General features: G+C 66.1%; 11 protein-coding genes and 3 pseudogenes. 6 read left to right on the forward strand and 8 right to left on the reverse strand.

Annotation, left to right across the window (positions count from 1 at the left end; all coding sequences use genetic code 11):
- Positions 1 to 77: pseudogene (locus BST27_RS35100) on the forward strand (hypothetical protein); the annotation flags it as partial.
- A 511-nt stretch (positions 78 to 588) separates the two neighbouring features.
- Here BST27_RS35100 and sucD read toward each other — a convergent pair.
- Positions 589 to 1,491, reverse strand: a complete 903-nt coding sequence (gene sucD / locus BST27_RS21865) for a succinate--CoA ligase subunit alpha (protein ID WP_069418695.1) — start codon at positions 1,489 to 1,491, stop codon at positions 589 to 591.
- A gap of 16 nt (positions 1,492 to 1,507) precedes the next feature.
- Entirely contained in the window at positions 1,508 to 2,671 is a 1,164-nt protein-coding gene (sucC, locus tag BST27_RS21870; protein ID WP_069418696.1) for an ADP-forming succinate--CoA ligase subunit beta, read from the reverse strand.
- Between the two features lie 244 nt (positions 2,672 to 2,915).
- On the opposite strand from sucC, the gene BST27_RS21875 reads away from it, so the two are divergent.
- The gene (locus BST27_RS21875) at positions 2,916 to 3,971 is read left to right on the forward strand and encodes a M23 family metallopeptidase (protein ID WP_069418697.1); all 1,056 of its coding nucleotides are present in this window, start codon (positions 2,916 to 2,918) and stop codon (positions 3,969 to 3,971) included.
- Positions 3,972 to 3,974: 3 nt separating this feature from the next.
- Positions 3,975 to 4,595 carry a hypothetical protein gene (locus tag BST27_RS33230; protein WP_197518094.1) on the forward strand — a complete coding sequence of 207 codons (621 nt, stop codon included), beginning with the start codon at positions 3,975 to 3,977 and terminating at the stop codon, positions 4,593 to 4,595.
- A gap of 28 nt (positions 4,596 to 4,623) precedes the next feature.
- Here BST27_RS33230 and pcrA read toward each other — a convergent pair whose 3' ends face one another.
- Positions 4,624 to 6,957 carry a DNA helicase PcrA gene (gene pcrA, locus BST27_RS21885; protein WP_069418698.1) on the reverse strand — a complete coding sequence of 778 codons (2,334 nt, stop codon included), beginning with the start codon at positions 6,955 to 6,957 and terminating at the stop codon, positions 4,624 to 4,626.
- A 262-nt stretch (positions 6,958 to 7,219) separates the two neighbouring features.
- Between pcrA and BST27_RS21890 the strand changes: the two genes are divergently transcribed.
- The 3 genes and pseudogenes from BST27_RS21890 to pgi all read left to right on the forward strand — a co-directional run bounded on the left by BST27_RS21890 (position 7,220) and on the right by pgi (position 10,072).
- The gene (locus tag BST27_RS21890; RefSeq protein WP_069418699.1) at positions 7,220 to 7,537 is read left to right on the forward strand and encodes a chorismate mutase; all 318 of its coding nucleotides are present in this window, start codon (positions 7,220 to 7,222) and stop codon (positions 7,535 to 7,537) included.
- A gap of 60 nt (positions 7,538 to 7,597) precedes the next feature.
- Positions 7,598 to 8,309, forward strand: a pseudogene (locus BST27_RS21895) (alpha/beta hydrolase-fold protein).
- 98 nt (positions 8,310 to 8,407) lie between these two features.
- The gene (pgi, locus tag BST27_RS21900; protein ID WP_069418700.1) at positions 8,408 to 10,072 is read left to right on the forward strand and encodes a glucose-6-phosphate isomerase; all 1,665 of its coding nucleotides are present in this window, start codon (positions 8,408 to 8,410) and stop codon (positions 10,070 to 10,072) included.
- A gap of 21 nt (positions 10,073 to 10,093) precedes the next feature.
- Here pgi and BST27_RS21905 read toward each other — a convergent pair whose 3' ends face one another.
- The 5 genes and pseudogenes from BST27_RS21905 to cobF form a co-directional block, all read right to left on the reverse strand.
- Positions 10,094 to 10,843 carry an SDR family oxidoreductase gene (locus BST27_RS21905; RefSeq protein ID WP_069418701.1) on the reverse strand — a complete coding sequence of 250 codons (750 nt, stop codon included), beginning with the start codon at positions 10,841 to 10,843 and terminating at the stop codon, positions 10,094 to 10,096.
- A gap of 33 nt (positions 10,844 to 10,876) precedes the next feature.
- Entirely contained in the window at positions 10,877 to 11,344 is a 468-nt protein-coding gene (locus BST27_RS33910; protein ID WP_232007240.1) for a zinc finger domain-containing protein, read from the reverse strand.
- Between the two features lie 153 nt (positions 11,345 to 11,497).
- Positions 11,498 to 11,740: pseudogene (locus BST27_RS33915) on the reverse strand (DNA-formamidopyrimidine glycosylase family protein); the annotation flags it as partial.
- A gap of 48 nt (positions 11,741 to 11,788) precedes the next feature.
- Entirely contained in the window at positions 11,789 to 12,850 is a 1,062-nt protein-coding gene (locus tag BST27_RS34580; RefSeq protein ID WP_069418703.1) for a PE family protein, read from the reverse strand.
- A gap of 167 nt (positions 12,851 to 13,017) precedes the next feature.
- Positions 13,018 to 13,767 carry a precorrin-6A synthase (deacetylating) gene (cobF, locus tag BST27_RS21920; protein ID WP_069418704.1) on the reverse strand — a complete coding sequence of 250 codons (750 nt, stop codon included), beginning with the start codon at positions 13,765 to 13,767 and terminating at the stop codon, positions 13,018 to 13,020.
- Positions 13,768 to 13,774 lie beyond the last annotated feature (7 nt).

Consider the following 13,774-nt stretch of genomic DNA (forward strand, 5'->3'; position numbering starts at 1 on the left):
TGGACGTGATCGTGTACGCCACCGGCTTCCACGTCACCGACTCCTACACCTACGTGCAGATCAAGGGCGCCGGCGGCAATGCCGCTTACGGGTTGAACCTAGGTGGCAACGGCGGCGCCGGAGGCAAGGCCGGACTGTTCATCGGATCGGGCGGTGCCGGCGGCGCGGGCGGGTTCACAAGCGCCTTCGGCACCATCGGCGGAACTGGCGGCACCGGCGGGCAGTCCGGGCTGATCGGGAATGGTGGAAACGGCGGCAACGGCGGGTTCAACTTCACCGCCCCCGGCAAGCACGGTGCTGGCGGCATAGCGTTGTTCTTCGGCTTGGACGGACTGCCGGGGTCGGGGTCCTAGCGGCGCGAAGGCTTCCTTCTTGGCAGCAGCGGGATTGACATGCGTGAAATGCCAACTTTGCCTGGATTGCACGAGTGAATTGAAGCCGCGCGGGCCCACTCACCCGCTTGCTAGGACAACTGATCGGGGTGCCCGGCCAGCCCGGCCTGCCGTAGCGCCCCGCCAGCAGATGCAAAAGCCCCGCGGACACCGGGGCGTGTCGCGGGGCTTTCGCGTCTGGTCGCGGTACGACCGGTTACAGGCTCTGCAGGATCTCCCGGGCCAACGCGGCCGTCTCGGACGGCGTCTTGCCGACCTTGACCCCCGCCGCCTCCAGTGCTTCCTTCTTGGCGGCCGCGGTGCCCGACGAGCCGGACACGATGGCGCCAGCGTGGCCCATCGTCTTGCCTTCTGGCGCCGTGAATCCCGCGACGTAGCCGACGACCGGCTTGGACACGTTGGCCTTGATGTAGTCGGCCGCACGCTCCTCGGCGTCGCCGCCGATCTCACCGATCATCACGATCAGCTTGGTGTCGGGGTCCTTCTCGAAGGCCTCGATGGCGTCGATGTGAGTGGTGCCGATGATCGGGTCGCCGCCGATGCCGATCGAGGTGGTGAAGCCGAAATCACGCAGCTCGTACATCATCTGGTAGGTCAGCGTGCCCGACTTGGACACCAGCCCGACGGGCCCTGGGCCGGTGATGTTGGCCGGGGTGATGCCGACCAGCGCCTGCCCCGGGCTGATGATGCCCGGGCAGTTCGGGCCGATGATGCGGGTCTTGCCGCCCTTCTCCAGGTTGTAGGCCCAGGCATAGGCGCTGTCCTGCACCGGAATTCCCTCGGTGATGACCACCAACAAGGGGATCTCGGCGTCGATGGCCTCGATGATCGCGTCCTTGGCGAACTTCGGCGGCACGAAGATGATCGACACGTCGGCGCCGGTCTTTTCGATCGCCTCCGAGACGCTGCCGAACACCGGCAGCTTGATGATCCGGCCGCCTTTGTCCTCGTGGGTGACCTCGGTGCCGGCCTTGCGCGCATTCACGCCGCCGACGATCTGGGTGCCCGCCTTGAGCATCCGGGCGGTGTGCACGGTCGCCTCACTGCCGGTGATGCCTTGGACGATGACCTTGTTGTCTTTGGTCAGGAAGATTGCCATCTGTCGCTGTCCTCTCTCAGGCGCTCGCCAGCTCGGCCGCCCTGTCGGCGGCTTCGTCCATCGTCGGGACCAATGTCACCAGCGGGTGGTTGGCCTCGGCCAGGATGCGTCGGCCTTCTTCGACGTTGTTGCCGTCCAACCGCACCACCAGCGGCTTGTTGGCCTCATCGCCCAGAATTTCCAGCGCCTTGACGATCCCGGTGGCCACCGCGTCGCAGGAGGTGATCCCGCCGAACACGTTGACGAAGACGCTCTTGACCTGCTCGTCGCTCAAGATCACGTCCAGGCCGGCGGCCATCACCTCGGCCGAAGCGCCGCCGCCGATGTCCAGGAAGTTCGCCGGCTTGACGCCGCCGTGCTTCTCACCCGCGTAGGCGACGACGTCGAGGGTCGACATCACCAGGCCGGCTCCGTTGCCGATGATGCCCACCTCACCGTCGAGCTTGACGTAGTTGAGGTCGTGCTCCTTGGCCTTGAGCTCCAACGGGTCGGTGGACGCCTTGTCCTCGAACTCGGCGTGACCGGGCTGACGGAAGGCGGCGTTGCCGTCCAGGGTGACCTTGCCGTCCAGCGCCAGGATCTGGTCGTCGGGAGTGCGTACCAGCGGGTTGACCTCTACCAAGGTGGCGTCCTCGCCGACGAACACCCCCCACAGCTTCTCGATGGTGACCGCTGCCGCGTCGAGCACCTCGGCGGGCAGATGGCCCTGCTCCGCAATCGAGCGAGCGAGTGCCAGGTCGACACCCTTGACGGCACTCACCGGAACTTTGGCCAGCCGGTCCGGCTTGGTGGCTGCGACTTCCTCGATCTCCATGCCGCCTTCTACCGAGCACATGGCCAGGTAGCTGCGGTTGGCGCGGTCAAGCAGGAAGGAGAGGTAGTACTCCTCGGCGATGTCGCTGGCCTCGGCGACCAGCAGCTTTCTCACGATGTGGCCCTTGATGTCCAAGCCCAGAATGTTCTTGGCGTGTTCGTAAGCCTCATCGGGAGTGGCGGCGTACTTCACGCCACCGGCCTTTCCGCGACCGCCTGTCTTGACCTGCGCCTTGACCATCACCGGCTTACCGATCTCGGTAGCGATGGCTTTGGCACCCTCGGCAGTGTCAGTCACCCGGCCTTGATTGCCAGGCACGCCATGCTTGGCGAACAACTCTTTGGCTTGATACTCGAAAAGATCCATGGCCTCACCGTCTCGCTGGGCTAAATCCGCAACTCGCAGGGGAACCTTATCGAGAGGCGAAATGGCGGTAGCAGTGGCATCCACTCCTGTGGCCCGGATCACCGAATGTTCATTCTCCCGAAACCGTGATCCAAGTCACAAAATTGGCCAGATTGCATACCCAGGTTGCCAGTTCTGGCGATGAGCGGATACCGTCTCATGGGTCCAGATAACGTTATGGTCACGATCCGAGGACACCGTTAGCTTGTCCCAGCACCGATTTGCCCGCTCTGCCAGCGCAGTTGCGGCTCGCGCACCCCGCGATCGTTGGCTGCATCACCCCCGTAACGAAGTGACCGAGATCATCCCGCTCGACGGGTTCGACGATCTCGACGACCTGGATTTCGCCGATCTCGACGAGCTGGACTACGGCGACGAGCCGATCTTCGGCGACGATGCCCTGCTGGACGCGCCCGAACTCGATGACGTCAACGAACTCGACGAGTCGCCGCGTCCGCTGGCACCCCCCTCCGCCGCCATCACCGCCGTGATGACTCGGGTGATCGCCGAGCCCGACGGACTCACCGAGCGGATCACCCCGGTACCCCGCAGCGGTGGGCAGCATCGCAAGCCACCGACCAGCGCCGCCAAGGGACGCCTGATGATCTCGGCGATGGCGGCTGGCGCGGCGGCCGCAGCGGCACACACGGCGACCCATCAATCTGATTCCCAGCAGCCCGAGACGGTGCTGACCGCCAACGCGTCCGCACTGGTTGGCGGGTCAGGCGGCGGCGCCCCACGCGGTGTGCAGGTGATCGCCGCGCAGCCGGCCAACCTCGCCGCGGTTCACAACGAGGAGTTTGCCAGGGGCGTGGCGTTCGCCCAGGAGCGCGCACAGCGCGAGGCGCGCCTGCAGCAGCCGCTGTACGTCATGCCGACCCGGGGCATCTTCACTTCCAACTTCGGCTACCGCTGGGGCGTGCTGCACGCCGGAATTGACGTGGCCAATTCGATCGGGACCCCGATCTACGCAGTGTCCGACGGCGTCGTCATCGACGCCGGACCCACCGCCGGCTACGGGATGTGGGTCAAGCTACGCCACGCCGACGGCACAGTGACGCTCTACGGGCACATCAACACGGCGCTGGTCAGCGTCGGCGAGCGCGTCATGGCCGGCGACCAGATAGCGACCATGGGCAACCGCGGCTTTTCCACCGGCCCGCACTTGCACTTCGAGGTGCTCCTGAACGGCTCCGAGCGGATCGACCCGGTGCCGTGGCTGGCCAAGCGCGGCCTCAGCGTCGGCAACTACGCCGGCTGACCGGTGACACAACCCCCAAGCCCGAACGAACCACCTGCGCGCGACGATCCACCCCAGGCCGACTCTGAAGCGGCACCTCCTCCTTCCGCAGCAGCACCCGAACCGGAAGTGCCGCGCACCCGCATCATCCGGCGTGCGCCGACGGGACCGCTACCGGCGATCCCGGACGCCCAAACCACGCAACTGCCTCCCTCCGAGCCCGCCACCCGCATCATCCGGCGCGCGACCCTGACGCCATCGCAGGCGGCAATCATCACGCCCAGCCCCCGCACCGCCGTCGCCGCGTGCGTGATCAGCATCGTCAGCGGCTGGGCCACCTCGGTGGTGGCCACGGAGTTGATCGCCGGATGGTGGAGAACTGATCGGCTGTTCTGCATCGCGGTCGGGTTCCTCGCCCTCGTCTTCGCCGTATCCACCATCACCGGCGTGATCATGCTGCTGCTGCGCCGGCCCCTCGGGCGCTACCTGGTGGTCGGCGGCGCGGTGGTTGCGGTGCTGACCTATGTCGGCGTGTTCATCGCGGGTGCACGCGTGGCGTGGATCGTGCACACCCTTCCGGTGTTACCCATCGCCAGCGTGGTCTTCGCGTTGCTCCCGCAGACCGAGCGCTGGCTGCGCTACTGAGCTGGCTGCGCTCCTGAGACAGCCGCGCTCAGAGCTTGCTGATCGGCGCGTGGTTGTGCATCAGCTTCACTCGTCCCGCGCTACCGAAGTCGATCAGCGACATGGCGGACTCGCCGACGCCGGAAACCTCCTCGACCCGACCCAGGCCGTACTTGTCGTGGGTCACCCGGTCTCCCGGCTCGAGCACCAGCAGCGGGCGCTTGCTCATGCCCGACCTGGTGGGCGCTGAGCGCGGCGTACCGAACCGCCCGGCACCGCTGACCGGCGCGCTGTACGACGGCTTCGGGGCCACCCGCCGCCAGTCGATGAGTTCCTGCGGAATCTCGCGCAGGAAGCGCGATTCCGGGTTGAGCATGGGCTGCCCCCACGACGACCGCACGATCGCGCGAGTGACGTAGAGCCGTTGCCGGGCCCGGGTGATGCCGACATAGGCCAGCCGCCGCTCTTCGGACAACTCGGTGGGATCGTCTAGCGCCCGCATGTGGGGGAACATGCCGTCCTCCCAGCCGGTGACGAATACCACCGGGAACTCCAACCCCTTGGCGGTGTGCAGCGTCATCAACGTCACCACACCGGCGCCGTGTTCGGGGATTTCATCGGTGTCGGCCACCAACGAGACGCGTTCGAGAAACGCCGCGAGCACGCCGGTGTCCGGAACATCCTCGTCCTCCGGAGAGACAGCCTCGGCGTTTGCCAAGTCGATGCTGAATTCGTGTGCGACGCTGACGAGTTCGTTGAGGTTATCCAGCCGGGCCAATTCCTGTGGGTCGGTGGACGATTCAAGCTCGCGACGGTACCCGGTGCGTTCCAGTACGGCCTCGACCAACTCGCCGAGGTCATCATCCAGGCGACCCCGCAACTCGTCGAGCATCTCTACGAATCCCGAGATCGCCTTCTCAGCACGGGAATTCAGCATCGGCACCTTGCCCTGCGCCGCAGCGACAAGCGCGTCGGCAAAGGTGGAGCCGGTGTTCTCGGCATACACCGCCACGCAGGCCTCGGCCCGATCACCGATGCCGCGGCGCGGGGTGTTGAGGATGCGGCGCAGGCTCACGGCGTCGCCCGGATTGTCCAGCACCCGCAGGTAGGCGATGATGTCGCGGATCTCCTTGCGCTCGTAAAAGCGCACTCCCCCAACGACTTTGTAGGCGATGCCAGCCCGGATGAACACCTCTTCCAACGCCCGCGACGAGTTGTTGGTGCGGTAGAAGACGGCCACGTCGTTGTAGGTGATCTCACCCCGCTCGACCAGCGCGTCGATCTCTTCGGCGACGAACCTGGCCTCGTCGTGCTCGTTGTCCGCGACGTAGCCGACGATCAGTTCGCCCTTGCCGGCGTCGGTCCACAACCGCTTCTCGCGACGGCCGGTGTTACGCGAGATCACCGAGTTGGCCGCCGAGAGGATGTTCTGCGTCGAGCGGTAATTCTGTTCCAGCAGAATCGTTGTCGCGTCGGGATAGTCGCGTTCGAAGTCCTCAATGTTGCGGATGGTGGCCCCGCGGAACGCATAGATCGACTGGTCGGCGTCGCCGACGACGCACAACTCGCCGGGCGGCACACCGTCTTCGGTGTCGGTGCCGACCAATTCCCGCACCAGGACGTACTGCGCGTGGTTGGTGTCCTGGTATTCGTCGACCAAGACGTGCCGGAAGCGGCGCCGGTAATACTGCGCGATCTGCGGGAAGGTCTGCAGCACCGCCACGGTCTCGCCGATCAGGTCGTCGAAGTCCAGCGCGTTGGCCGCCCGCAGCCGGCGCTGGTATTCGGCGTAGACGGAGGCGACGGTGCGGGTCAGGTCATCGGACTCATCGGTCAGGGCGTGCAGCGCACCGTCCGGGTCGATCAGCTCGTTCTTCAGGTTGGAGATCGCGTTGGCCAGCAGCCGCGGTGAGTACCGCTTGATGTCCAGCCCCATGTCCCTGCCGATCATCTGCAACAGCCGCCGCGAATCGTCGGCGTCGTAGATCGAGAAGTTGGAGTTGAGGCCTTCGATCAGCGACGCCTGGTTGCGCAGGATGCGCACACAGCTGGAGTGGAAGGTCGACACCCACATGTAGCGAGCGCGCTCGCCGACCAGGGCCGCCACCCGTTCGCGCATCTCCGCGGCGGCCTTGTTGGTGAAGGTGATGGCCAATATCTGGCCGACCCCCACCCCGCGGGCGGCGATCAGATAGGCGATACGCCTGGTCAACACCGCCGTCTTGCCCGAGCCCGCGCCGGCGACGATCAGCAGCGGGGAACCCTCGTGCACCACCGCTTGGCGCTGCTGGGGGTTGAGGCCGTCGAGCAGTTGATCCGCTGAGTCGGGTCCAGGGGGCCCCGGGGACCCGGAAAACATTGCTTCGGTCGCGTGCACACTCATGTCCGTCCAAACTTACCGCCGCCCGCCGACGAGTCTGTGCGAATGGGGCCCCAGAAGTCCGCTGCAGTCCCCTGCTAGTCCGTAGCCAGGGTTTTGTCGGAAAACTCCGCATCATGTGGCACACTCATTCTGTGCTCAACGCGCAGCATCGATTTTTCTACGGGTACCCGCCGCCAGCGGTGCCCGTGGTTTAGCTGCTATCGCAGAGCCCCGTGGTCCGCTTCCGGATCCGGGGCTCGATTCTTGTGTGAGGCCCGACCGGATGAGACCAGACCCCCCACATCACGAGAACGCGGAGTCAGCAGAAATGAACACCGACATGATCGACACCGAAACGCTTCCCAGCATCGACGAGTTGCGCGAGGAAATCGACCGGCTGGACCGGGAGATACTCGCCGCCGTGAAACGTCGCGCCGAGGTATCGCGCGCGATCGGCAGAGTCCGAATGGCGTCCGGCGGCACCCGGTTGGTGCACAACCGCGAGATGCAAGTCATCGAACGCTACAGCGAGCTCGGACCCGAGGGTAAGGATCTGGCAATGCTGCTGTTGCGTCTCGGCCGAGGACGGCTCGGTCACTAATCGATTAAAAAATCGCTGCTGACGGGGCATAGGCGGCGCTAGCCGGTAAATTCCGCCGCAGTGGTTGCAGCAAAGGCGGCTCGGGTCAGGCGCCAGCGTCGGCCGGTATGCGTACCAGCCGCCGTGCCACTCGTGCTGCTCATGCTGCTGGGCAGCATCTCGGCGGGTTCAGCGACCTCGGCAATCTCCTCGGCGTGGAGCCGGCAAGGCACACCGATCGAGTACCTGATGGTCCCGTCGCCGTCGATGCATCGCCAGGTCAAGGTGGAGTTCCAACCCGGTGGCAGGCGCGTCGATGTCCGGATCGGCCGCATTGATTCTGGCCGCCAACCACCCGCAGAACTTCAGCTACGCGGCCTCGATGTCCGGCTTCCTCAACCTGTCCGCCGGTCAGTGGCCCACGCTGGTCAGTGCCGCGCAGATGGGCGCCGGGGGCTATCGCTCCGACGCCATGTGGGGCCCGCCGGGTGACCCGGCCTGGGCCGCCAACGACCCGACGGTCAATGCCAAAAAGCTGGTCGCCAACAACACCCGCATCTGGGTGTATACCGGCAACGGCGGGGAAGCGGACCTGGGCACCAAGCTGGACGCCACCTTGCTGGAGAGCGCGACGCGGTTGAGCAACAAGGTTTTTCAGGGCCGCTACCAGCTGTATGGCGGGCACAACGGCGTCTTCAACTTTCCCGACAACGGCACCCACACGTGGACGTACTGGGGACAGCAGTTGCAGGCCATGCTGCCGGACATACAGCGGGCGCTGGGCGTCGGCTAGGCGGCGTCGGCTCACGACAGTGCGCCACAACGTGCCCCGACTCCTGCACTGGCGGCGGTCGCCTCACATGGGCGCCGGTTGCGACATAGGGTCGAACCATGACCTCCGTGCCAGCAATCCCCGACATCACCGCCACTCAGGCGTGGGACAACCTGCGCAGTCATTACGACAAGATCGGACAGACCCACCTTCGTCAGTTCTTCGCCGACGATCCCAGCCGCGGGCGCGAACTAACGCTGACGGTGGGCGACCTCTATATCGACTACAGCAAGCACCGCGTCACCCGTGAGACGCTGAAACTCTTGGTCGACCTGGCCCGCGCGGCCAACCTGGAAGAGCGTCGCGCGGCGATGTTCGCCGGTGAGCACATCAACACCTCGGAGGATCGCGCGGTACTGCACACCGCGCTGCGGTTGCCCCGCGACGCCGACCTGATCGTCGACGGCCAGAACGTCGTCCGCGACGTGCACGAGGTGCTGGACGCGATGGGCGACTTCACCGACCGGCTGCGCAACGGCGCCTGGAGAGGAGCCACCGGTGAGCGGATCAAGACCGTGGTCAACATCGGCATCGGCGGCTCGGACCTGGGCCCGGTGATGGTGTACCAGGCGTTGCGCCACTACGCCGACGCCGGCATTTCGGCGCGCTTCGTGTCCAACGTGGATCCCGCCGACCTGGTCGCTACGCTTGCCGACTTAGACCCTGCCACAACCCTTTTCATCGTGGCATCGAAGACGTTCTCCACGCTGGAGACGCTGACCAACGCGACCGCGGCCCGGCGGTGGCTCACCGATGCGCTCGGCGACGCCGCAGTGGCAAAGCATTTCGTCGCCGTCTCCACCAACAAGCGCCTGGTCGACGACTTCGGCATCAACACCGACAACATGTTCGGCTTCTGGGATTGGGTCGGCGGGCGTTATTCGGTCGACTCGGCGATCGGGCTGTCGGTGATGGCCGTCATCGGCCGAGAAGCCTTCGCGGACTTCCTTGCCGGCTTCCACATCGTCGACGAACATTTCCGAACCGCGCCGCTGGAATCCAACGCGCCGGTCCTGCTCGGGTTGATCGGGCTGTGGTACTCAAACTTCTTCGATGCCCAATCACGGGCAGTGTTGCCGTATTCCAACGACTTAGCGCGCTTTGCCGCCTACCTGCAGCAGCTGACCATGGAATCCAACGGCAAGTCCACGCGCGCCGACGGAAAACCGGTCACCACCGACACCGGCGAAATCTTCTGGGGCGAGCCGGGAACCAACGGCCAGCACGCCTTCTATCAGCTGCTGCATCAGGGCACGCGGTTGGTCCCGGCCGACTTCATCGGCTTCAGTCAACCCACCGACGACCTGCCCACCGCCGAAGGCACGGGCAGCATGCACGACCTGTTGATGAGCAACTTCTTCGCCCAGACCCAGGTGCTGGCGTTCGGCAAGACCGCCGAGGAGATCGCCGCGGAAGGCACCCCCGCCGAGGTCGTGCCACACAAGGTGATGCCCGGTAACCGGCCGACGACCTCGATCCTGGCCAACCGGCTCACGCCGTCGGTGGTGGGGCAACTGATCGCCCTCTACGAGCACCAGGTCTTCGTCGAGGGCGTGATCTGGGGCATCGACTCGTTCGACCAGTGGGGCGTGGAGTTGGGCAAGACGCAGGCCAAGGCGCTGCTTCCGGTGATCACCAGCGAGGACTCGCCCGAACCGCTGTCCGACAGCTCGACCGACGCGCTGGTGCGCCGCTACCGCACCGAGCGCGGACGTGCCGGTTAACCTGCCAAGCAGGCGCGGCGGCTACGCGAAGCGTTTGGTCAGCGGCGGCGGTAACACCCGCAACAGCTGCACCAACGGAGCCCACGGCCAACGCGGCACGACCGCACGTCCGGGCTCGCGCTCGATGGCGTCGACCAGTGCCTTGACCCCGGTTTCGTTGTCCACCATCAACATCGTGCTCGAGGACTTGGCGGTCATCTCCGACTCGATGTAACCGGGCTCGATCGACGAGATTTTGATCGGACCTTTCACGTACTCGGCGCGCAGCGATTCACCCAGCGACGTCAGTCCGGCTTTGCTCGCGCAGTAGGCGGCCTTGACGCCGGGTACGCCCTTGTTGCCGAGCACCGAGGAGATGAGCACCAGGTGGCCCGATCCGCTCTTGTGGAACATCTCGAGCGCGGTCTCGATCTGCACCAGCGCGGACACCAGGTTGGTCTCGATGGTCGCCTTGTTCGCCCACAACTTGCCGGAGCCCAGCCGAGCGCCCTTGCCGATGCCGGCGTTGACGATGACGCGGTCGATGCCACCCAGTTCGTCGCTCAGCGCGGCAAACACCTTCGGCACCTGCTCGTGGTCGTCGACGTCCAGCGCGGCCACCGCCACCTTGATCGACGGATACTGTTGCGTCAGTTCCGCTTTGAGTTCATCGAGGCGGTCGGTGCGACGGGCGCACAACGCAAGGTCGCGGCCCTTGGCGGCAAAAGCCCGGGCCATCCCGGCGCCGAGGCCGGAGCTGGCCCCGGTGATGAGAATTTTCTGGCGAGTCACCTCGGCAGCATATCGGGGACGGTCGGGCGGTACCTACTTGAGTAGCCTCGACAAGCGCCGATCGGCCAGCACCTTGCCGCCGGTCTGACACGTCGGGCAGTACTGAAAAGACTTGTCCGCGAACGACACTTCACGCACGGTGTCGCCGCATATCGGGCACGGCAAGCCGGTGCGGGCGTGCACCCGCAGCCCCGAGCGCTTTTCGCCCTTGAGCATGGCCGCACCCTGGCCGACGGACCGCGTGACCGCGTCGGAGAGCACCGAGACCATCGCGTCGTGCAGGGTATGCAGCTGGGCTTCGGTGAGTTTGCCGGCCGTTGCGAACGGCGAGAGCTTGGCGACGTGCAGAATCTCGTCGCTGTACGCGTTGCCGATGCCCGCGATCACCTTCTGGTCGGTGATCACCGTCTTGAGTCGCCCCGTGTTGCCCGCCAACAGCCCGGCGAGGTCGTCGACAGACAGACTCAGCGCGTCCGGTCCGAGGCTGGCGATCTGCGGAATCTGCCGCGGGTCGGTGACGACCCAGACCGCCAGTCGCTTCTGGGTGCCGGCCTCGGTGAGGTCGAATCCTGGTGCGCTGCCCGGGGTGCCCAGGTGTATCCGCAGCGCGACCGGCCCCTTGCCTGGCCGTAGCGGCGCTGCGGCCAACGTGTCCGACCAGCGCAGCCACCCGGCGCGGGACAAGTGAGTTACCAACCACAGCTCGCCGGCTTGCAGCCCCAGGTATTTGCCCCAGCGGCCTGCCCCGACGACGGTCTGGCCGTGCAGGGCATTGATGGGCGGATCGAAAGTCTTCAGCACCGACAGCGCGGCGACATCGACGCGACCGACCGTCAACCCGACGGCGTGCCGGCGCAAGTGATCGGCCAACGCTTCGATTTCCGGGAGTTCGGGCACCCGTCCAGTCTGCCCGAGCGCTCGCCTAACCTGCAGACGCCAGGTCCGTCAGTCGGCTGCTTGGCCTACGGCCTGCCCTCCGGCGCCGCCGCCTGCGGCGAAACCGCCGGTACCGGCATACAGACCACCCGAACCCAGCGGGGCGTCACCACGCAATCCGCCAAGACCGCCCGCACCCGCAGATGTGTTCACGGCCGACTCGCTGCCACTCGCGGGCACTGCCGCATCTGCGGCGGGACCGTCATACGGTCCCAGGGCCCCGCCGTCGCCATATAACCAACCGCTGTGGTTGCCATAGGTACTGAGGGCGTTCGCACCGCTGGACTGGTTGCCGTTGCTGGCACCAGACGGGACACCCCCGTGGGCGCCCGCGACGCCCACACCGGCCGGGGCCAACAGCAGCCCACCGGGTACCGCGCCGCTCGCGTCGGTGGGCGCGACCGCGGGCGCTTGTATCGCCGCGCCTGCATCCACGATGTCGACAACGCCGGCACTGTTGGCGAGCGGGGTCAGCCAGCCGCCGGAAGCACCTCCGTGACCGCTCCCCGGACTCGCGGGCGAGGCGCCATGACTGCCGGCGCCGAGGCCCCCGGCTCCGCCTTTGCCCAACAAGCCCGCGGATGCTGCGGCGCCAGCGCCCGGCGCAGCGACCGCGCCGTTCCCGTAGAGAAACCCGCCGTGACTGCCGCTTTGAACCGCGGCCGCCCCGACGGCTCCGCTGCCCACTGCCGGGCCTCCGCCGGAAACCAGCGCAGCCTCGCCGGCCGCCGCCGCGGCGGGCGTGGCCGCGGCCCCCAATGCCTGCCCCACCACTTGCATCGGCAGCTCGTTGGCCGCTTCGGTGAGCGCGTACTGTTCGGCGCCCCCACTCATGAGGTTCACGAATTGCTGATGGAACAGCGCCGCCTGTTGGCTGACGGCTTGGTATGCCTGCGCATGCGCGTTGAACAGCGCCGAGAGCGCGACCGACACCTCATCGGCGCCGGCGGCCAGGACCCCGCTGGTAGGGAAGGCCGCCTGGGCATTGGCCGCGCTAAGGGATGTTGCGATGCCGGCGAGCTCGGTGGCCGCTTGCGCCACGTACTCGGGCGCCGCAATCACCCACGACATCGACAACCTCCCGGCCATTGGGACAGCGACAAGCCGCCACGTCTTCCACACGAGTTGAGTAGGAGCCCGATGCTATCTCGTTTCAATAACGAATCCGACCCCTACTCCAAATCCTTAATTCGCTATCAGACTCAGAAACGTTTCAGCAGAACGCTTATGAGGCGACCTCAACGAGCCCTTAACAAGTAGGTATCCATGATCCAGCCGTGCCGAGCGCGCGCCTCGGCACGCATCGTCTCGATGCGAGCGCCGACATCACCAACAGTCCCCGCAACCAGCAGTTCCTTGTCCGTACCCAGATAGGCGCCCCACCAGATCCTCGTTGCGGGCGGGCAGGTGAGAAACGAGCAGTTGGCATCGAGCATCACCACCGCCGAACCGGACAGACCCGTTTCGCGTAGCTGCCTTCCGGTGGTGAGCAGGACCGGCTCGCCGACTTCATTGAGCGGAATGCGATGCCGAGCCGTCAACGCCTGCACCGCGGTGATGCCGGGAATCACGTCATAGCTGAAGACGACCTCTGGCACCGAAGACCCGATGGTGTCGAGAATGCGCAGCGTGCTGTCGTACAGCGAGGGATCCCCCCAGGCCAGAAACGCACCGACGCCGTTGGGACCCAGTTCGTCGCGGATGGCCGCGGCCCAGATCCGGGCGCGTTCGGCGTGCCAATCGGCGACGGCCTCGCGGTAGTCCCCTTCTTTGGCGCGTGGCGGGTCGGCCAGTTCGACAAACCGATACCCGGGCTCGCGAATGAATCGCGCACAGATCTCCCGCCGCAGACCGACCAGGTCGCTCTTGGTCTCACCCTTGTCCATTGCGAAGAAGACCTGGGTGTCGTTCAGCGCGTCGATCGCCTGGACCGTCACGTAGTCGGGATCGCCCGCACCGATGCCGATGACGTGGATGTGCCGGCTCACCGTGCCA

This window comes from Mycobacterium intermedium, assembly GCF_002086275.1.
Classification (GTDB): Bacteria; Actinomycetota; Actinomycetes; order Mycobacteriales; family Mycobacteriaceae; genus Mycobacterium; species Mycobacterium intermedium.